Below are 18,688 nucleotides of genomic sequence, written 5' to 3' on the forward strand. Positions count from 1 at the left end.
ATCTTGAGGAGAGCGGCGGCCGTGCGTTCCGCCGCGTGTCCGGCGAGGCGCACCCCTATTTCACGCGCGCCCAGATCGAAGATGGCGCGCTCGCGGGCCGGGGGCTCGAGATCGCGTGGGTGAAGGACTACGTCGGCCTGCATTTTCTGCACATTCAGGGATCGGGCACGCTGCGTTTTCCGGATGGATCGACGGCAAGCGTCCACGTCGCCGGCACGAACGGATACGACTTTCAAAGCCCCGGGCGCATGTTGATTCGCGCGGGGCTTTCGTCCGGTGCGTACGAGGACGTTCAGCGCGTGTTGCGCGCGGATATCCCCCGGGCCCGGCGCTACCTGACGCAAAACCCGCGCTTCATCTTTTTCCGCATGGACGACAAGCCGACCTCCGGCAGCGCGGGCGTTCCGCTCACGCCCGGACGCACGATCGCGACGGACAAGCGCGTCTACGAGGCGGGCGCGATCGGATATGTGCGTTACGACGCCCCGCGCCTTGCCTCGGACGGCACGCTTGCGGGGTACGCATCCACCTCGCGTTTCGTGCTGGATCAGGACACCGGCAACGCAATCGTCGGGCCGGGGCGGGCGGATCTGTACATCGGCGCCGGGCCGCTTGCCGAAAAGCTCGCAGGCGCCACGAACACGCACGGCGAGCTGTATTTTTTGATTCCGCGATAATGCGAGTCTTCCGATCGCCGGCTCATGGCGAGGACGGGGTGACCGCTTGCCGGCGCGCACGGCTCCGTTTGGCGCTCCCAACTGGCGGTTGCGGGCCTACGGCCCGAAAACCTTTACGAAATTCCGCTTCCAAACGCTCAACTGTCCGGAGCAAGCTGCCGATATCTTACGGTGACGAAAGGGTGCGTGGCGCCGGCGGCCGTCCGTGAGGGAACGGGCCCGGGAATCGGCGCGACGCGCATGGCTAACAGGGTGCGTCCTCCGAGGCGGCGGGCGCGCGTGGGAGGGCGGATATGGATATCGCCACAATCATCGGTCTTATCGCCACGTTCGGGCTCATCCTCGCTTCGATGTTGATGGGCGGCAACCTGGCCGCGTTCGTGGACATTCCTTCGGTTCTTCTGGTCATTCTCGGCACGTTCGCCGTGTTGTTCATTTTCTATCCGATGAAGGACGCGACGTCGCTGGGGAAAATCCTCGGCAACACCTTCTCCTCGCGCGAACGCGATACGCGCGGGTTTGTGGAACAGCTCGTGAAATTCGGCCAGCTCGTTCGCACCGAGGGCATCCTCGCGCTGGAGGAGGCGGGCAAGGGCGTCACCGATCCGTTTTTCAAGAAGGGGCTGATGCTCGCCGTGGACGGCACCGAGACCGAGCAGATCGTCTCGCAGCTTGAAAGTGAGATCGACGCGCTGGCCGAGCGGCACAAGAAGGGCGCGGACATGCTCGCGGCGCTCGGCACCGTGGCGCCGGCGATGGGCCTTATCGGCACGCTGATCGGCCTTGTGCTGATGCTGCAGAACATGTCGGATCCGTCGTCCATCGGCCCGGCGATGGCCGTCGCGCTCTTGACGACGTTTTACGGCGCGATCCTCGCGAACGTTCTGTTCAACCCGCTGGCGGGAAAACTCCGCACGCGAAGCAGCGAGGAGCAGCTTTTCAATCAGCTCATCCTCACCGGCGTGGAGTCGATCTCCAAGGGAGACAACCCGCGCGTGATCGAATCGAGGCTCAACGCGCTTTTGCCGCCGAAGCAGCGCGTCAGCCTGTTCGACAACTAGGATCGCGCCGTGGCGCGCAAGAAAAAGGACGACGAGCCGGCGCCCGACACCTTCGTGGTGCTCTTCGCGGCGCTGTCCATTCTCATCCTGGCGTTTTTCATCCTGCTGAACAGCATCGCGACGATGGACGAAAAACGCACGCGCACCGCGCTCGCGTCCGTCGTCGGCACGTTCGGCGTGATGCCCGGCAGCCAGCCCATCAACCTCACGATGAACACGATCGACGATGAGGTGACGCGCCAGGTCGTCGACAAGTGGATGGAAAAGTGGAAGGAGCGCGCCGGGTACACGGTATCGGACGCCATGAAGAAGGTCATCGCGAGCGTCTCGTTGCAGGATGATATTGGCATGGACATCGAGGGCGACGACCTGCGCCTGACCTTTCCCGCCGCGATCGCCTTCAACGCGGGCGAGACCGAGCTGTCGCCGGAGGCGCAAACGATCCTGTCAGCTATCTCCGAACTTTCGGTCGGGCTGCGTTCGAATCTCATCATCGAGGGGCATGCCTCGGATGACGAGTCGCAAGATGCCTGGCGCATCTCCGCCTGGCGCGGATCGGCCGCGGCGCGCTTTCTCGTCGAATTCGGAGGCGTGCCGGCCGAGATGCTGACCGTGCGCGGCCTGGGCGCGAATCACCCGGCCAATCCGGCCGATCCCGCGGCGAACCGCCGCGTGGTGGTGATTCTGAAGAAGGTCAAGCCGCGGTCGATGCTCGCGTCGTCGATGGACTTCTGGAAGACCTGGGGCGCCAAGGATCCGTGGCGCGAGCCGACGACATCGAATCTTCCGGAGCCCGAGTGATGGCGAAAAAAAAGAAATCCGGCGGCGCGAAAATCGATCCGAATGCCTGGATGGTGACGTTTGGCGACCTGATCACGCTTCTGCTCACGTTTTTCGTGCTGCTGCTTTCGATGTCCTCGATGGAGGACGCCAAGCTCGAGGCGATCTCCGATTCGCTCGGCGGCTCCATCATCGACGCGGTGCGTACGAGCGATTTCACGTCCAACGAAATCGTGCTCGTCAAGGACGTGAAGGTGCTGCGCGATTTCCTCGAGCTGGTGAACCCCAAGCTCTACAGCGCCGATCGCGAGGTCGTGAAGGACAAGGAATATCAGCTGCGCGCGAGCGCCGACAAGGCGGCTGCTACGTCCGGCCTGCAACCTGACGCAAGCGAGGTCGAAGGCGGCGGAGGCGCGGACGCCGAGGTGCGCGTGTCCGCGGTGGCGGGCGGCATGCTCGTCACGCTGCCGGAGCAGATCACGTTCGCATCGGGATCGGCGGCGCTCCTGCCGGGATTCGCCGGCGGCGCCAAGCGTGTGCTCGACGCGCTTGCGGCGACGATGCGCCGATACAAACTCGAGGCCACGGTCATGGGCCACACCGACGATCGCCCGGTGGCGGGCAGCGAATATCCGTCGAACTGGGAGCTTTCCTGCGCGCGCGCGGCGGCGATTGTATCGCTGCTGCAAACATCGTCGGGCGCCGATCCCACGTTGCTTGCCGCCGCGGGTTACGGCGACGCGCGGCCGATCGCCGACAATGCGTCGCTCGAAGGGCGCACGCGCAACCGCCGCGTCGAGGTTTTTTTGCGCCCGACGACCGGGTCCGGGCTGTCGCGCCACACCGATATCGATATCGACTACAAGGCGCTCGAGCCCGCCGCGCCGGACGACATCATCGAGATCCCCGCGAACGGGGAGCGGATGGGAGACGCCTGAGCGAGTGACGAGTGACGAGTGGCGAGTGGAATCTCAGAATCGCAATTCACCACAGAAAGCACAGAGCGCACGGAGAATTTTTCGGTTGGAACCGCGACCGCCCTACCGCTGATTACCGGCCGCTGACCGCTGATCGCTCCGCTTACCGATCCTTCCGCCACAGCGGGCGCAATAGCTGCACGACCTGCCCGACGACAAGCACGGCGGCGCTGCCGGCCGCGACGAGCATCCACCCCTTCGCCGTCGGCCGCGTGGCGCCGAGCACGTCCGCGAGGAACGGCACGTAGACCGCCGCGGCGATCAGCACCGCGCATAGCGCGAGCGCGCCCCACACGAACGGATTTCGCGTCACCTCGTTGCGGAAAAATCCCGAGCCCGGATCGCGCATGTTGAACACGTGCACGAGCTGCGCGCACGCGAGCGTGAGGAACGACACCGTCACCGCGTCCTCGCCTTTCAAGCCGAACGAATGGAGCGCGACGGCGAACGCGCCGAGCGTCGCGGCCGTGATGAGCGCGCCGTATGCGCCGATCGTCATCCACCGCGCCCTGCCGAGAACCGGCTCGCGGGGATCGCGCGGCGGCCGCCGCATCGCGCCGGGATCGCCTTCGCCGACGCCGAGCGCGAACGCGGGGAACACGTCGGTGACGAGATTGAGATACAAAATTTGAAGCGGCAAAAGCGGCAGCGGCAGGCCGGCGAGCGTGGCCACGCCGATGACGAGGATCTCGCTCAGGTTGCACGACATCAGGTAGAGCACGAACTTGCGGATGTTGCCGAAGATCACGCGGCCCTGCGCCATCGCCGCGACGATCGACGCAAACGCGTCGTCGCGCAAAACCATGTGCGCCGCCTCGCGCGCGACCTCCGTGCCGCGCCGCCCCATCGCGATGCCGATGTCCGCTTTTTTGAGCGCGGGCGCGTCATTCACGCCATCACCCGTCATCGCCACGACCGCGCCGTTTTTCTGAAAGAGCGTCACGAGATTCAGCTTCGTCTGGGGGCTGACGCGCGCGAAGACGTTCGCCTTCAGGATCCGCTCGCGCCCGGCGTCGTCGATGCGTTCCATGTCCGCGAGTTCCGACGCTTCGATCGCCGTGATGTCGCCATCCGCCAGGCCGACCTTTTCCGCGACGGTTTTCGCCGTCCCGGCGTGATCGCCCGTCAGCATCACGACGCGCACGCCCGCCTCTCGGCACGCGGCGATCGCGTCCGCGACATCCGCGCGCGGCGGATCGAGAAGACCCACGAGGCCATGCAACGTCAAATCGCGGTACGGCTCCGCGCCTTCCGCGTCCACCGTTTTTGAAGCGAGCGCCAGCACGCGCAGGCCGGCGGCGGCGAGTTCCCCGTTGATCCCGATCCATTCCTTGCGGCCGGCGTCGTCAAGCGCCTTGTCGCCCTCGTTCGTCCGCACGCGCGTGCACGTGGCGATCACCGCCTCCGGGGCGCCCTTCACCGCGACGAAATGCCCGTCGCCGGTCTTGTGGAACGTCGCCATCATCTTCGTGTCCGGGCTGAAGGACTCCTCGCGCGTGCGCGGTGATTCGTCCGCGAGCGCCTCGCGCTCAAGCCCGGCCGCCTGCCCCGCGGCAAGAAGCGCCACCTCCATCGGGTCGCCGGCGGGCTTCGCATCGACCGGTCGCTTCTCGTCCGGCGCCGGCAGCCGTGCGTCGTTGCACAGCACCGCGACCCGCATGGCCGCGTGCGCGGGGGCGCCGGGCTCGATTTCGGACGGCCTGTCGTCCGCGAAAAACGCGGCTCTGTTTTTTTCGCCGGGCTCCACGCGCAGATCGGCATCCGCAAGACGCAGGCGCACGACGGTCATGCGGTTTTCGGTGAGCGTGCCGGTTTTGTCCGTCAGGATCACCGTCGTCGCGCCGAGCGTTTCGACCGCGGACAGCTTTTCGATGAGCGCGTTGCGGCGGGCCATGCGCCACATGCCGCGCGCCAGCGCGACGGTCGTCACGATCGGCAGGCCCTCGGGCACGGCGGCGACGGCCAGCGCGACGGCGGTCTTGATCATCGCCAGCCACTCGTGCCCCGCGGCGACACCGGACACGCCGACGAGAGCCGTGATCCCGAGCGTCGCGCCGACGAGCTGCCCGCCGAGCCGGTCGATACGTTGCTCGAGCGGCGACGCCTCGGCCTCGGCGCTCTCGACGAGCGCGGCGATGCGGCCGAGTTCCGTCTTCATCCCCGTCGCCACCGTGACGCCCGCGGCGGATCCGCGCGTGATGGCCGTGCCCTTGAAGGCCATGTTCGCGCGGTCGCCGATCGGCGCCTCGCCCGAAAGCGCGCCGGTGTCTTTCTCGACCGGCACGGATTCGCCGGTCAGCGCGGATTCGTCGATCTGCAGGTTGTGCGTCTCGGCGAGGCGCAAATCCGCGGGCACGACGTCGCCCGCCTCGAGCAGCACGATATCGCCGGGGACGATCTGGTCGGCGGCGATCTCGCGCGCCTTTCCGTCGCGGCGCACGCGCGCGCGCACGCGGGACAGCTTGCGGAGCGCCTCCATCGAACGAACCGCGCGCAGCTCCGTGAAAAACCCGATGGCGGCATTGATGAGGAGCACCGCGACGATGGCGGCGCCTTCGTGCCAATCGCCGAACGAAAAAGACAGCGCCGCCGCGCCGGCGAGCAGGTAAACGATGATGCTCCGGAATTGCGCGGCAAGGATGATCCATGGGCTTTTGCGCACGGCCTCGCGCAGGCGATTGGGCCCGTGCTCCTTGCGCCGGCGCTCGACCTCCGCGCGCGCAAGGCCCGCGTCGAGCCGGACGCCCAACTCGTCAAGGATTTCGTTCGTGTCGCGTTGGTAAGGCGCGGTCATACGAGGGCATCATACGATGGGACAGGTCGATCGCGGCGACGGATCGGCGAATTTTGTGGTGGAGTTTTTTCGTGTGTGGCGAGACACAGCCGGAATCGCGTTCGTTGACAGGTTTCGTGCGAAAGCGATGATGAATAATCGCGCCATCCGCGCACCCTTTGAGAATCGAGAGCCGCATGCGTTCGCTCATCCTCCGCCCGCGCATCGAACTGGGATTCGAGGCGCTGATGCCCGAGGAGATCGGCGAGAAGTGGGTGTGCTTCCCCGCCGTCGGCGCGCTCTACGTTCGATCCTACGCGCGCAAGCACGGCCACGTCTGCGACTACCTCGACGCGGAGGCGCTGAATCTCACCGAGCGTGAGGCGGCCGAGCGCGCGGCGCGCGGCGGATACGACGTCATCGCGCTACCCGCCGATACGTATTCGCTGATGTCCACGGTGCGTTACGCGCGTGCGGTGCGGCAGGCGTGCCCCGATGCGTTTCTCGTGTGCGGCGGCGTGCATCCGACGATTTACCCCGCGCAAACCGCGCAGCTTGATTGTTTCGACGCGGCGATCTTCGGCGACGGCGAAGCGCCGTTCACCGATCTGCTTAACGCACTCGAAAAAAAGCGCGACCCCGCCGGCATCCCCGGCGTGGCGCGGCACGGTAAGGACGAGGCGATCGTCGGCCCCACACCTCCGACCGAGCAGAACCTGGACGCACTCGGCTTCCCGGACTACGAGGGATTGCCGTTCGATCGCTACTTCTCGTCGGTCGCCAAGGCTCGCCCGGTCGCCGCGATGGTGACAAGCCGCGGCTGCCCGTTCCTTTGCACCTTCTGCGACAGGCCGATCATCGCGGGCAAGCTGCGCCTGAATTCCCCCGCGCACGTCGCCGGCGAGATCGAGCGGTTGATCGGCTGGGGCATCACGGAGTTTTCGTTTTACGACGACACCTTCACCGCGCGAAAAAAACGCGCGCTCGAAATCCTGGAGCGCATCCGCCATCTGCCCAAAAAAATCGGCTTCGACATCCGCACGCGCGTCGACACGCTTGACGAGTCGCTGCTCGACGCGCTGGCCGCATCCGGCTGCGAGCGCGTGTATCTGGGCATCGAAACGGGCGACGACGACATGCAAAAACGCATCAAAAAGGGCATCGACCTTTCCCGCGCGCGCTGGGCGGTCCAGGGCGTGCAGAAGCGCCGCATGAAGGCGATGTGCTACTTCATGCTCGGCCTGCCCGGCGAAACGCGCGAGCTGGCCGATGCCACCGTCGCCTACGCCGCGAGCCTTCGCGCGGACTACTACCTGTTTGAGGTGTTCGTGCCGATGCCCGCGTCCGAGGCGTATCAACAGGGCATCGCAAACGGCGTGCTGCCCGGCGACTACTGGGCCCAATTCGCCGCCAATCCGACCGATGCGTTCCACCCGCCACTGTGGACCGAACACCTCAGCAAGGACGAACTCGGCCTGCTCATCCGCGGCGCGTACCGCCGCCTCTACCTCGACCCCGCCTACCTCTGGCGCTCCCTCACGCGCACCGCGACGTGGGAGGAGCTCAAGCAAAAGGCGCGCGGCGGGATGAGCTTTCTCAAGCTGTTGCGCGCGTAGTCAAAACATACTTTCCCATCTGTTCGCCGTCCGCATTGGTGTGATATCTTACAAGTCGACGCCGGGTTGCGGGAAGCGCCGATAGACGATGGAGGCGCGAACGCATGTTCTCGACCTTGTTTTCGCCTAGTCGATCACTCGCCTTCATATTGGTGATGGTGATGCTGCTGGTCGGGCTCGCCGCCGTTGGTTGCTTGACTGGAAGCGGCGACGATGATTCGTCCCATGACGACACGGCCGACGACGATGACGACGCGAGCGAAAGTCACGACGACAACTTTGACGACGACACCACCTCCATCGACGACGACACGGATTCGGACGACGACGCCGACGACGATGGCGGCTCCATCGACAACGGCTCGCTCGTCGGCGGCGACGTCTACGAAGAAACCTGGACCGATTTCACGACGCAATTGACGTGGGAGGTTAAGCCGCCAAATGACCCCTACCTTTGGAAAGACGCGAAGATTTATTGCGAAAATCTCGTGTTGGACGGTGGCGGATGGCGTCTTCCCACCATATCGGAGTTGCGTTCAATCATTCGCGGCTGCGCGCGAAACATGACCGGCGGTGAGTGCGGTATTAGCGACGAGTGTCCCCATCATGACTGCTCCGACTACGAAGCCTGCCGCCAATGCGCCTACCTGAGAGGTCCGGGACCGTGGGGACTCTATTGGCCCGATGAACTGAACGGTCACGTGACGCGGTACTGGTCATCGACCGAGGTTCTCGACGATCCCCCTTACATTTGGTGCGGACTTTTTGATATCGGCGCGCTCGGGGCGGTCGAAAGCGATTTTTCCGACGGCCTGGGTGTCCGCTGCGTTCGGAACGCCCCATGACACGCGACAGGATCATTCGGATTGCGATGGCCGCGGCGGCGTTGATATTCGCCGGGGGTTGTTTTACCGGCGGCCATCAAGACGGCGTGTTGACCGGCGACACAAGTCCGGCCGACGACGATGGCGACGACCGCGACGATACAATCGACGATGACGAGGACGCGGACGATGACTCCGGCGAGTCGCGGGTCCCCTTGTTCGCCGTCACGATCGACCGGTTCGGTATCCGCTGGATCCGCGTTCCCGCGGGGAGCTACACCATGGGGTGCTCACCGGCCGATTTCACTTGCGGGCCGGCCGAAAATACCGTCGAGGTTAAAATTCCTCACGACTTCCTCGTGATGCAGCACGAATTGACGAACAGAGAGTTCTTCGAGGTGTTCGGAAAGCATCCGGACCCGGACGAGCCGAGCGAGCATCCCGAACACCCGTTCCACGGAAATTGGACCATCGCGAGGCCGTCGGAAATTTGCGCACAAATCGGGGCGCGTTTGCCGACCGACCGGGAATGGGAGTACGTCGCGCGCGCCGGCACGACGACGCGTTACTACTGCGGCACCGACCCCGCGTGCCTGGATGACATCGCGTGGTGGTCCGGCAACACCCCGGCGCAAGGCAAGGACGATTTCGGCGCTCTTCCCGTGGGACAAAAGGCTCCGAATCCCTGGGGCTTTTTCGACATCCTTGGAAATGCGTGGGAGATGGTCGACGACTATCAGGATTGTGGCGACGGTTATATTTCCGCGGTTGCCCGCGGCGGTGACGTCACGAGCGACGCATACAATATGCGCGTTTCGATGTGGGGTCTGGCGGTCGAATGCGGCGGTCCCGCACTCATCGGAATCCGCTGCGCCAAGAAACTCGAGAACGACGGCAGCCGATTCTAGATCGGCACGCGAATGGCTACACGCGGCAACAAAGGGCGCCGCGCCTAAAGGCGCGGGGGAATGAGCTTCCGTAAGCTGCTGCGGGCCGGCCGTCTTCTTGCGCCTGTGTGTTCAATCTTCCGCGTCCGCGAGGCATTCGGCCCGCCCCTCTTCCATCGCTTCGGGTTCGACGATCAAACCCTGGCGCTCGTAGCGATTGCGCGCGCGGCTCCACTTCAGAACGACGGCCCACGTGGCGGAGCCTTTTTTCGCCCGCCTCGTCAGCGCGGCGTCGCCGGTCGGCAGAAACTCGAGCTTGCCGAGGTCCGAACACTCCATGCAAAGCGCCATGTTTTCCGGTTCACGCATGAGCTCGACCCACGAACGCCGGTCGAGTTCCTTGCCGCATCGCCCGCATTCCGTGTCGCGCGTGACGATGAAGACCTTGCGTTCGTCCGTTTCGCCATTTTGTGGTTCGCCCATGACCCCCTCCAATCTTCCGCAATTGAACGGCCGAATTATGACAAAACGCGGGGCGGTCAATCGAACGTCAACGCGCTCTGGATGCGTCCCCAAAGGCCCGCGTCCGCCGCGCAGCGCACGCCCTTGTCGTCGTGCCGGATGGGGAGCTGCCAGATCTGCCGCGCGTCCGCGGGCACGAGGTCCGTGCGGTCCGAATACCACGACCCGCCGCGGGCGATGATCTGTCCCGGCGCAAGCGGCTCGCCGGTCGTCGTCCACTCCTTGAGATTGCCGGTCATGTCCATGACGCCCTGCGCCGTCGCATCGCGCGGAAAGGCGCCGGCGGGCGCGGTATACGCGTAACCATCCTCCCAGTCCTCGCGCTTCCAGTCGAAGGAGCACGCGTCTCCGCAGACGTTCGCCCACCCGGGCTCGGGCGGATTGTCACCCGTGACGTATCGGTAATTTTTACGCCCGCGCGCGGCGAACTCCCACTCGTACTCCGTCGGCAGCCGTTTGCCGCGCCAGCGGCAATAGCGCCTGGCCTGCCGGAAATCGAGGATCGCCGGATACTCTGGCTCGCGGTAGTCCGTGCCGAGATGCGGGCTTGGCGATAGCGGCAGGCATTGGCGCGCGGCGACGCATTCGCCGTAGTCGCGATTGGTGGCCTCGAACCGGTCGATGAAAAACGCCGTCACCTTTCGCCGGCCCGGGGGCAGTGACTCGCGCGACGAGCCGCCCGTTTTTGGGCCCGAGATGAGCGTGCCGCCGGCGATAAACACGGACGCCGACAGATCGGGCTTTCGTTCGTTAAGGCCGGCGGCAGCGTCGGCCTGCAGCGCGTGGCAAAGATCAAGCGCCCAGGGCTCCCATCCGGGATTGCAGACGAAGTGCGCCCATTCCGACTCGATGGCGTCATCCTTGGAGGCCGGCTCCCGGCCGCAGCCGGCCGCGGCAAAAACGGCGAGCGCCGTCGTGATCGCGAGGACGCGCAAGGCTCGGAGCCGGCCGCCCGGCCGATTCACGAGTCTTCACCGGGCGGATCGCTCTGGTCCTCGTCCTCGCCGGCCTCGTCCTTGCGCACGTCAACCAGGTGTTTTTTTGACGGCTCGATCATGGCGTGCAGTTTCAGCAGCGCGTTCCCGGCCGTGCCCGGCGACGGCTTTCTCCTGCGCCAGTAGATCCACCCGCGCGCCTCGGCGACGAGCATCAGGCGATCAAAGGCGAAAAGCGCGACGCCGATGCCGCCGATCGTGGCGATGGTCGATCCGAGTCCCATTTCTTCGACCTTCCGAAAATATCGTCACGCAACCTAACCACGGTCTACTTCTCAAGGCGATAAAACGCCATGCCGCATCCGCGCCCGATCAATGAAAAGCGGTTGCGCGCGTCCTTCAGCGCCTCGTAGCGATCCAGCACGTCGGATTCGTCCGTGCGCTTGCTCCAGACGGCAAGGATGTCCTTGAAGTCCGCGAGCCGCGCGGTTTCCTCGTCGAGCGCAACCGCGAAATAGTCGAAGCTCCACTTCGACGGCTCGCCCCGGTCGTTGCCGTGCGGGATTCCGGCGGGCAGAAACACGAATGTACGCGGCCGCGCCATTGACGCGTGGGCGCGGAACAGCAGATCGGGATCGATGAGCACCCACGGATAGCTGAACCGTCCCTCACCGCTGACGGCGTCCGACAGGACCGCAAGGCACGAGGCTTTCCGGTCGAAATCAAACACCCTTTCGGAAAATTCCGGCGGGCGGATAAATTCGTACGACGGGCGGTCGAGAACGGATGTGATGGCTCCGGGAAACCCCGGCGTCCGTCCGACAAGGCTCTCCCGCACGCTGACGAACGCCATGAGCGCGACAAGCAGGACGCAAACGGGCGCGAGAAACCGGTGGAAGGTCCCGATCCGCCACGCGGCAAGACCGGTCAAAACGCCAAGCGCCGGCGTGACGCCGAGAACGTACGCCGGATCGAGCTTGCCGACCCACGTCAGGCCGGCGACCGCCGCCACGACCGACGCGGCCAATGGGAGAAGCGGACCGGGCCGTCTTGCGGAAACGATCGTGCCGAGCGCGAGGATTGCAACCGCCGGTCCATTCAGAAACTTGAAGACGATGTGCGAAGGGTAAAACGAAAGATCGGTGACGAAGCCGCGTTCGGCGCCTCCGTGCGTGGCCTCCATCTGTTTTAGCTGATACCCGAACTGTCGCCCGCCGTCCGAGATATGCATCAGGACGAGAAAGCCGGCGGCGACAATCGACGCCGCGCCGATCCAGGTGACGCCGATCCGCGTGTTTTTGTGATGGCTTCCGTGTCTCGCGTACGCGATGGAGGCTTCGGCCAGAAATGCCGCCATCAGCACAATGCCGTGCGCCAGAAACAGCGCCTGAAACGTGGCGGTCGTCGGCATCAGGATTCCGGCGGACGCGATGACAAGCGCGCCGGCAAGATTTCCCGCCGCGTTCGTGCGCGTCCAACGGACGAAGAAAAACAGGAACCAGGTCAACGTCGCGAAGGTGACGATCGTCCCCTCGTAGGCCTGCGCCAGACCGATGACCGGCGGCATGAACGCCATCGACGCGGCGCAGCAAAGACCGGCCCGCGCCGAGGCCAGTTCGCGCCCCACGAAAAACGCGGCGAAAATCACAAGGACGAGCGCGATCAGATTCGGATACATGAACGCGTCGAACGCCGTTCCAAACGCGGTGGCGGAAAGCGCGCTCACGAGATAATAGCCGGACCTGAGGAACGCCAGGTCGACATCGTCGGGCAACAGATTGTGTATTTTCTGATAGGTCCAAAGACCCCAGAACCAGTTGTTGTGCATGAGCTGCGAGGCGGAGGTGTTGCAGCGCGCGATAAACAAGAGCCAGAAGCCGGCCGAGGCCGCGGCGATGAGCACGAGCGCCGCGGCGGTGGGGACCGGATTGTTCGTCCGCGCGATTTTCACGGGGCTCCTGGGACTACGGGCAGCCCGCCTGCGTTGACCAGCCAACCATTTCGACGACCGCGCGAATCTTCAATCGGATACCCGGCGCACGCAAGCGCGCGACGCCCGCTTGCCGCGTCCCCGCCGTTCGTTTTACGATTCCACTCATCAAAACGTTAAGCCGATCGGGAGGCGCCGATGCGCAAGGCTTTCCGAATCTTCGTGGTGATCGCCGCCGTTATCGGCATGCGCGGTGCGTGGGCGCCGGCATTCGCGGACGATACGCAGGTCGTCTGTTTCGGCGACTCGGCGACCGAAGGTGCGGTGAATCTCTCGTTTCCGGACTTCCTGGAATTTTTCGTTGATCCGGGCGACGGCGAGGTCGTCAACGAGGGTGATAGCGGCGAGACGACGGACGAGGGCTATTGGCGCGCGCTTGGCCTGGTCGTCACGTTCCGCCACGCGGGCGCGAAGGTGTGGACGTATTGGGAAGGCGGCAACGACCTCATCGACTGGGTTGAGCAAAACGATCCGTATCTGCTTAGCGATCCCGCAAGCCCCACGTATCCGTATCGCGCCGAGCTTGACGCGAAGCTCGCATTGATCCGCAAGAACATCAAACGCACGGTCAACCTCATCCGCACGACGGGCTCGGATGTTGTGATCGGTACGTACGCGCCGCTCGTGCCGTGGCTTGCGTGCGATCCGTCGCCTCTCGGATTCCTGACGCCGGCGCTTGCCGAAATCGCGAATCACTACCAGGCGGAGCTCAACGATGCGATCCGCGCCGCGGCCGCGGACCTTTCCGCGCCGGTTAACGACATCGCGGCCGATCTCGGTTTCGTGAACGGCCACATCGTCAACTATCACGACTGCAATCACCTGAACGCACTCGGAAACTTCTGGGCCGCGGCGTCGTGGCGGATTGCGATCGCGCCGTATCTTTGACGGCCAGGAAAACCAGCGATCGCCGGTCGCCTGCGATGACCTTTCAGCCTTCCCGTCTTTCAGTCTTCCAGTCTATTCCATCGGACACGGGCACGGATCAAACCCGCTCCCTCACGGTCGCGGTTCGTTTTTGTGGCGGCGCGGCTTTGTGGCGACGTGTCATGCGTCGCACCAAAAAATCCTTCCGTTCGTGACCTCGATTATTCGCGCTATTGATCCAGGTCAAATCTGGCCGTTTTCGCCCAAAATCAACGAAAAATCGCGTTGACACCCCCCCTTGATGGGCGTATGCCGTGCACTGTTTGCGTCTGCAAACGTAGCCGCGCATCGCGGTTGGAAACGCCGCCGGATCAAGGAAGAAAAACATGTCCGTCCCCAAAGCCAACGAACAGGCCGGCACGCCCCGCGCCCGCCTGGCCCAGGTCGTCAATCAGCACATCGTCGAGATCGTCAGCGACTCCGGAGAAGGCGCGCAGACCTGCGGCCAGATGTTCGGAACGATCAGCGCGAAGATGGGCAATGGTGTCTGGACCGTCGAGATCATCCCCGCGGAGATCGAGCCGCCGTTCCGCTCGCGCGCCGGCGCCAGCGGCAACCGCATTCGCGTCGGCAAGGGCGTCGTGACGAACATGGGCGACCAGGCCGACCTGGTCGTCGCGTTCAACGAGCAGGTGCTCTACAGCCGCATCGACGTGGATGCGATCGCGCGGGGCGCGCACATCCTTCTGGAATCGAAGTGGAAGGACGACCGTTCCGAGGATATCCGCGAGGCGTACGCGGCGGCGCTCGCGGATTTCGAATCGCGCGGCTTCATCGTGCACGAGGTGCCGATGGAGACCGAATGCCTGAAGGTCGTCTCGGACGCGCGGCGCGGCAAGAACATGTGGATCCTCGGCGCGCTCTCGGCGATCTACGAGCGCGACGTGTCGCTCATCGACGCGGAGCTTGAGCGCAAGTTCAAGCGCAAGGGTCAGAAGGTTATCGACAGCAACGTGAATCTCGTCCGCGCCGGGTACGACTGGGCGGACGCCAACATCGACCTGCGCTACCGGATTCCGGTCGCCCCCACGAACGTGCCGACGGTCGTCATGAACGGCAACACGGCGGTCGGTCTTGGCGTCATGGCCGCGGGCATGGAGCTGTGCTCGATGTATCCGATCACGCCGGCGACAAGCGCCTCGCATTACCTCGCCGGGTCGTTTTCAAAGGTCGGCGGCGTCGTGCATCAGGCCGAGGACGAGATCGCGGCGATCGGGTTCGCGCTCGGCGCGTCGTATGCCGGCAAGACTCCGGTGACGATCACCTCCGGCCCCGGCCTTGCGCTCAAGACCGAATTCATCGGCTTTGCCGTCATGGCGGAGCTTCCGATCGTCATCGTGGACGTGCAGCGCGGCGGACCTTCGACGGGCCTTCCGACGCGCGTCGAACAGGGTGACCTTCTGGCCGCGCTGTTCGCGGCGCCCGGCGACGCGCCGAAGATCGTGATGGCGCCCGCGACCATCGAGGAGTGTTTCCACTTCATGGTCACCGCGCGCAAGCTCGCCGAGTCTTTCCGCGGACCGGTCCTCGTGTTGACGGACGCGAACCTGGCGACCGGCCAGCAGAACTTCCCGCGTCCCGAGGTGCGCGAGGAATGGATCGCGCCGCCCATCGATCAATCCGCCTGGGATCGCGACGTGCGGCCGTACGACTGGGACGGCGCAACCGGCCTCTCCGAGCGCCCCGTGCCCGGCCAGAAGGGCGGGAACTTCGTCCTGACGGGCCTCGCGCACGACGAAAACAGCCGCGTGGCCTACGAATCGGCGATCAATCAACATTCGATGGAGGCGCGCAGCCGAAAGCTCGCCGCGCTGCGCAAGACCCTGAAAACCCCCGACGTGTACGGCGACGATACGGGCGATCTGCTCGTGGTCGGCTGGGGCTCGACCCTTGGCGCGATCGAGGAGGCCGTCGACCGGCTGCGCGAGGAGGGGCGGCGTGTTTCGTCGCTGCACTTGCGCTTCCTGTCGCCGTTCGAGCCCGGGCTTCGGGAGATTTTCTCGCGCTTCAAGAAGGTCATGACCGTCGAGATCAATTACAGCGACGACCCGTCGTTCGGCGACGCGCGGCGCCTGGCGCAACTGGCGTGGCTGCTGCGCTCGGAGACACTCGTGGACGTGGACTGCTGGTCGCAGGTTCCGGGCACGCCGCTGGCCCCCGGCATCATCGCCGATGTGGTTCGTTCGCGGCTCAGCGAAAACGGCTCGGCCGCCGCGGCCGGCGCGCGATAGTCGAAATCAACCTCTAAAAGAGGATCGGGAACCATGTACGAACTGAAACAGGATTGGATGCCGCCGGAACGCCCGCAAAGTTACTGCCTCGAGGATTACGAGGGTGGCGCCCCGCGCTGGTGCCCGGGTTGCGGCGATCTCGCGGTCTTGAGCGCCCTGCAGCGCTACGTGCGCGACCAGCAGCTTCCCCCGGAGAAAATTGTGGTCGTTTCGGGCATCGGCTGCTCGAGCCGCCTGCCGCACTACGTCAAGGCCTACGGCTTCCACGGCCTGCACGGCCGTGCGCTGCCCGTGGCGTGCGGCGTGCGTTCGCGGCGCCCCGATCTGCACCTGTTCGTCGCCACCGGCGACGGCGATTGCTGCGCCATCGGCACGGCGCACTGGATCCACGCGATCCGCTACAACATGAACATGACGGTCATGCTGCTCGACAACAACATCTACGGCCTGACGAAGATGCAGTCGTCGCCGACCACCGGCAAGGGCCACTACTCGAACACGCACCCGGGCGGCGCGCCGCTCAGCGCGATCAACCCGCTGCTGACCACGCTTTCCATCACGAACGCGTCGTTCGTCGCGCAGACCGCCGACTGGAATCCGCCGCATCTGTACGCGACGCTCGCGGCGGCGCACGCGCACAAGGGACTTTCGTTCGTGCGCGTGCTCCAGCGCTGCCCGCATTTCATGGCGGGCTACTTCGACGAGCTCCAGAAGGATCCGTCGCTGGTTCGGCTGCTCACGCACGAAAACGGCATCGCGGTGGACCCGGCGGTTCAAAAGGCGTTCCCCAATCGCGTCGAGCACGATCCGGGCGATCTGGCCGGCGCGATGAAATTCGCGGGCGACCGCGAGACGCATCCGATCGGGCTTCTGTATCGCAACGACCAGGCCGAAAGCTACGACACCTTCATGGCGTCGGGCCTGGGGACGCCGGCGAACGTGAAGGTCGCGGCGATCGAGCGGGAACTGGATCGATTCACGATTTGACCCCCCGGACCCGCACGAGGCCCGCTTCATGGACTAGCGAGGTATCGCTTTGGAAGCCACCGCAACGCACGCGGCAAGACCGACCGCGCCGCCGACATCCGAACCCCGACAAACATCGTCGCCAACCCCCGCCGGCCGGTTGATCGCCGCGACCGGCGCGCAGGCCGCGGCCGCGGCCGAATCGCTGGTCTGCGGTTTGGCGGCCGTCACCTTGCCCGCCGTCGCGCAGGGCATTGCCTTGTCCGGCCATCGCGCGGCGAGCCTGGCATGGGAGGGGGCGGGTGATCTCGCCTCGAATCTCGCGGGCTTTCCCGCGGGTTACGTTCAACACCGCCGCCGTCGCGGCGGCGACCGGACGGCCGCGGCCGTCGAATTGACGCCGGGATCGGTGCAGGAGGCGGCGGACTACGCGCTCGTCGCGCACAGGATCGCCGACCGCATCGGGCGTCCGGTCGTTTGCTCGATGGACGAAGGTCTCGCCGAGTCCCTCGGGTTTGTGCGTCTGCCCGCGCCGGACGTCGTCCGCGGCCTTTTTGGCGACAAGTCCGCCGCCGCGCCGGCCGATCGCGGCGAGGAGCATCTCGCCCGGGTCGCGGACGAGGCGTTTCGCGACGTCGCGCTGGCGACGCGCCGCCCCTGCCAGGTGGTGACGCGCTACCAGACCGGCGACGCCGACGTCGTCCTTGTCGCCGGCGGCTACGACGCCGATCGCGCGCACGCGGCGGCCGGGATTCTGCGTGATCGCGGACACAAGGCCGGGGTTGTCTCCGTCGGATTGATCCGTCCCTTCCCCAAGGCCGCCATCGTCGATGCGCTGTCCGGCAAGGCGCGCGTGATCGTCATCGGTTCCGGCGACCTGTTTCTGGTCGTCGGAGACGCGCTTGCCAAAGCCGGCGCGAAGCCGGCCGCGTTCGAGTCGTACACGCCGGCCGGCGGCGGCGCGCTCGCGATCGTGTCCCGCGTGGCGGGCGAAAACGGCACACCGATACCCGGTTTCGCGGGATGGCGCGTCGCGTCGCGGCCTGCCGGGGCGTGGAGCGAACGCCTCCTGCGCGATCTGGCCGCCGGAATCGCGCTGCGCACGCCGGTCGATGTCGCGACGAGCGCACCCGCGGCCGGCACGGCCGTCCTCGAGATATCCGCTCGCGGATACGGCGCGGAGGCGTCGAGCGAAGACGCAGCCGGGACGCTGTTTGTCGCGCACCCGTCGCTCGTCGATCCGAACGACGCCGCGATCGCCGGCGGCGGAACGCTCGTCCTGAATGCCAAGGCCGCGGGCCCCGCCGGCGCGTGGCGCCTGTTGTCCGAGACGCAACGCCGCATGATCGAAGACCGGAAGATCGCGGCGTATGCCGTCGATCTGGCGTCGGCCACAAGCGGCGCATCGGACCGGGCCGCGGCCGTGCGCTGGGCCGCCGCCGGAGCGCTTCTTTCGGCCGCGCGCGAAAGCGCCGCGCCGATCGTTCGCGCGGGCGACGTGACGGACGCCGTGCGTGAGGCC

Annotated in this window: 16 protein-coding genes; 11 read left to right on the plus strand and 5 right to left on the minus strand. The window is 65.6% G+C overall.

From position 1 onward, the window contains the following. From K8I61_04400 to K8I61_04415, 4 genes are all read left to right on the plus strand, one after another. A partial coding sequence (locus tag K8I61_04400; GenBank protein ID MBZ0271252.1) for an MltA domain-containing protein occupies positions 1–677 on the plus strand: 677 nt, incomplete at its 5' end. Positions 678–970: 293 nt separating this feature from the next. Further along, complete coding sequence (locus tag K8I61_04405) at positions 971–1,738, plus strand: MotA/TolQ/ExbB proton channel family protein (GenBank protein ID MBZ0271253.1); 768 nt, start codon at positions 971–973, stop codon at positions 1,736–1,738. 9 nt (positions 1,739–1,747) lie between these two features. Beyond that, complete coding sequence (locus K8I61_04410; protein MBZ0271254.1) at positions 1,748–2,539, plus strand: OmpA family protein; 792 nt, start codon at positions 1,748–1,750, stop codon at positions 2,537–2,539. After that, positions 2,539–3,456: an OmpA family protein gene (locus K8I61_04415; GenBank protein MBZ0271255.1), complete on the plus strand. Its 918-nt coding sequence runs from the start codon at positions 2,539–2,541 to the stop codon at positions 3,454–3,456. Before K8I61_04410 ends, K8I61_04415 begins: the two co-directional genes overlap by 1 nt. A 142-nt stretch (positions 3,457–3,598) precedes the next feature. Here the strand turns inward: K8I61_04415 and K8I61_04420 are convergent, their stop codons facing one another. Next, positions 3,599–6,289: a cation-transporting P-type ATPase gene (locus tag K8I61_04420; GenBank protein ID MBZ0271256.1), complete on the minus strand. Its 2,691-nt coding sequence runs from the start codon at positions 6,287–6,289 to the stop codon at positions 3,599–3,601. Between the two features lie 176 nt (positions 6,290–6,465). On the opposite strand from K8I61_04420, the gene K8I61_04425 reads away from it, so the two are divergent. The 3 genes from K8I61_04425 to K8I61_04435 all read left to right on the plus strand — a co-directional run bounded on the left by K8I61_04425 (position 6,466) and on the right by K8I61_04435 (position 9,616). Beyond that, on the plus strand, positions 6,466–7,884 hold the full coding sequence (locus K8I61_04425; protein ID MBZ0271257.1) for a B12-binding domain-containing radical SAM protein: 1,419 nt from the start codon (positions 6,466–6,468) through the stop codon (positions 7,882–7,884). A 104-nt stretch (positions 7,885–7,988) separates the two neighbouring features. After that, entirely contained in the window at positions 7,989–8,729 is a 741-nt protein-coding gene (locus K8I61_04430) for a DUF1566 domain-containing protein (protein MBZ0271258.1), read from the plus strand. Next, positions 8,726–9,616: a formylglycine-generating enzyme family protein gene (locus K8I61_04435; protein ID MBZ0271259.1), complete on the plus strand. Its 891-nt coding sequence runs from the start codon at positions 8,726–8,728 to the stop codon at positions 9,614–9,616. The genes K8I61_04430 and K8I61_04435 overlap by 4 nt, the downstream gene beginning before the upstream one ends. 111 nt (positions 9,617–9,727) lie before the next feature. Here the strand turns inward: K8I61_04435 and K8I61_04440 are convergent, their stop codons facing one another. The 4 genes from K8I61_04440 to K8I61_04455 are packed head-to-tail and all read right to left on the minus strand — an operon-like array spanning position 9,728 to position 13,003. Beyond that, positions 9,728–10,078, minus strand: a complete 351-nt coding sequence (locus K8I61_04440) for a hypothetical protein (GenBank protein ID MBZ0271260.1) — start codon at positions 10,076–10,078, stop codon at positions 9,728–9,730. 56 nt (positions 10,079–10,134) lie between these two features. Further along, positions 10,135–11,052, minus strand: a complete 918-nt coding sequence (locus K8I61_04445; protein ID MBZ0271261.1) for a formylglycine-generating enzyme family protein — start codon at positions 11,050–11,052, stop codon at positions 10,135–10,137. Between the two features lie 26 nt (positions 11,053–11,078). Continuing rightward, positions 11,079–11,336: a hypothetical protein gene (locus K8I61_04450; protein MBZ0271262.1), complete on the minus strand. Its 258-nt coding sequence runs from the start codon at positions 11,334–11,336 to the stop codon at positions 11,079–11,081. Positions 11,337–11,380: 44 nt separating this feature from the next. Next, entirely contained in the window at positions 11,381–13,003 is a 1,623-nt protein-coding gene (locus tag K8I61_04455; protein MBZ0271263.1) for a hypothetical protein, read from the minus strand. Between the two features lie 177 nt (positions 13,004–13,180). On the opposite strand from K8I61_04455, the gene K8I61_04460 reads away from it, so the two are divergent. From K8I61_04460 to K8I61_04475, 4 genes are all read left to right on the plus strand, one after another. Continuing rightward, positions 13,181–13,930, plus strand: coding sequence for an SGNH/GDSL hydrolase family protein (locus tag K8I61_04460; protein MBZ0271264.1), 750 nt, complete (start codon positions 13,181–13,183; stop codon positions 13,928–13,930). Between the two features lie 365 nt (positions 13,931–14,295). Further along, positions 14,296–16,200, plus strand: coding sequence for a 2-oxoacid:acceptor oxidoreductase subunit alpha (locus tag K8I61_04465; GenBank protein ID MBZ0271265.1), 1,905 nt, complete (start codon positions 14,296–14,298; stop codon positions 16,198–16,200). A gap of 33 nt (positions 16,201–16,233) precedes the next feature. After that, positions 16,234–17,187, plus strand: a complete 954-nt coding sequence (locus tag K8I61_04470) for a 2-oxoglutarate oxidoreductase (GenBank protein MBZ0271266.1) — start codon at positions 16,234–16,236, stop codon at positions 17,185–17,187. Between the two features lie 139 nt (positions 17,188–17,326). Continuing rightward, on the plus strand, positions 17,327–18,688 hold a 1,362-nt coding region (locus K8I61_04475), incomplete at its 3' end, for a hypothetical protein (GenBank protein ID MBZ0271267.1).

The organism is bacterium, assembly GCA_019912885.1.
GTDB lineage: Bacteria > Lernaellota > Lernaellaia > JACKCT01 > JACKCT01 > JAIOHV01.